Below are 1,474 nucleotides of genomic sequence, written 5' to 3' on the forward strand. Positions count from 1 at the left end.
GCTCATCACAATCTCACTCGTCGCCAAAGAAGCTATGCCAGCGGATACCACAGCCCCAGTTAGTAATGAAAAGAGTAGTGCGATTCGTTGAAACGTGAATCACGGTAATCAGTCCGTACATAGCGTTTCCAGCCACAAGGCTGAACTCTCGGTCTGATAAGGGTGCAAGTCCCTTCTACCAGACTCAGGTATGACTCCCTATCTGCCCACACCGACCAAGCTCGATTCTTGGAGAGTGAAGCTGGGAACAGGATGCAATCAGACATCTAATGTGAGGTGACACTGGCGTTAATGGGGAGTTCCGATGGTGAAACAGAGCCTAGAAAAGTAACTTATTCAGGAGCGGGACACAGACTATAAATCCCGACTTCACTGGAGCTTATTCCCGCCGAATCATTACTCTAATATCGGCAAGAGTCTAGGGGATTCAGTAGTTAAAGTGGCTCCACCTAAAGGAACAATCAATCTAACCGAGGGAACGAAGAAAAACGAGCTAAGGGTCAAGGGGAAGTCGAACCCCAAGTAGGCTAGACGAGCAGCGGAACCCCCACAGTTCGGGTAGGACAGACCGTAATTGGTCTGAGGTGTTCAGAAAACATAAGTTAGAGCAGAGCATGATTAGACACAGCAGTAATGTTAGTGAATCTTGGAAGACGTTACCTTGGAAGAAATTCCGGAGGGACTTATTCCGCCTACAAAAACGAGTGTTTAAAGCGATTCAGGTTGGAGACAAGCCCAAAGCGAAGTCCCTTCAAAAGCTAATTCTGAAATCTCGGGCTGCAAGAATGTTGGCGATACGTCAAGTAACTCAACTAAATGCTGGCAAAAAGACTGCGGGAATAGATGGAAAAGCCTCACTCACATTCGAGGAAAGGCTTGCCCTGAGTGAAGAACTCAGAGCCAAAAGTAACAACTGGAAACATCAGAAGTTACGTTCAATACCAATCCCTAAAAAGGATGGGAGTACCCGCCTCCTCAAGATACCTACTATCGCTGATAGAGCTTGGCAATGTCTCGCAAAATACGCGCTAGAGCCAGCACACGAAGCAACTTTTCATGCTCAGAGCTATGGGTTCAGAACAGGAAGGTCGGCGCACGACGCGCAGAAAAAACTGTTTCATAATCTACGCTCCCAGAGTGATGGAATAGAAAAACGGGTTATCGAACTTGATATCGAAAAATGCTTCGACAGGATAAGCCACACCAGCATCATGGAACGACTCATCGCCCCAAAAGGCATCAAGACCGGAATATTCCGTTGTCTAAAATCAGGAGTTAATCCAGAATTTCCAGAACAAGGAACCCCGCAAGGGGGCGTGGTAAGTCCATTACTAGCCAATATTGCTCTCAATGGGATTGAGGAAATACACCAATCAATCCGTTATGCGGATGACATGGTAAGCGCGACACGATGTCGCATGTTGTGAGTGAGGAGGTGACTTCTCTAGGTTAGTGTCCAAACCTATCCTCAATC

Annotated in this window: 1 protein-coding gene; it reads left to right on the forward strand. The window is 47.0% G+C overall.

Going from position 1 to position 1,474, the window contains the following annotated elements; all coding sequences use genetic code 11:
* The first annotated feature begins 614 nt into the window (after positions 1–614).
* Positions 615–1,427, forward strand: a complete 813-nt coding sequence (locus QT994_RS27630; protein ID WP_333180319.1) for a reverse transcriptase N-terminal domain-containing protein — start codon at positions 615–617, stop codon at positions 1,425–1,427.
* Positions 1,428–1,474 lie beyond the last annotated feature (47 nt).

The sequence above is a fragment of the Microcoleus sp. S13_B4 genome (assembly GCF_036700885.1).
In the GTDB taxonomy this organism is placed as follows: domain Bacteria; phylum Cyanobacteriota; class Cyanobacteriia; order Cyanobacteriales; family Microcoleaceae; genus Microcoleus.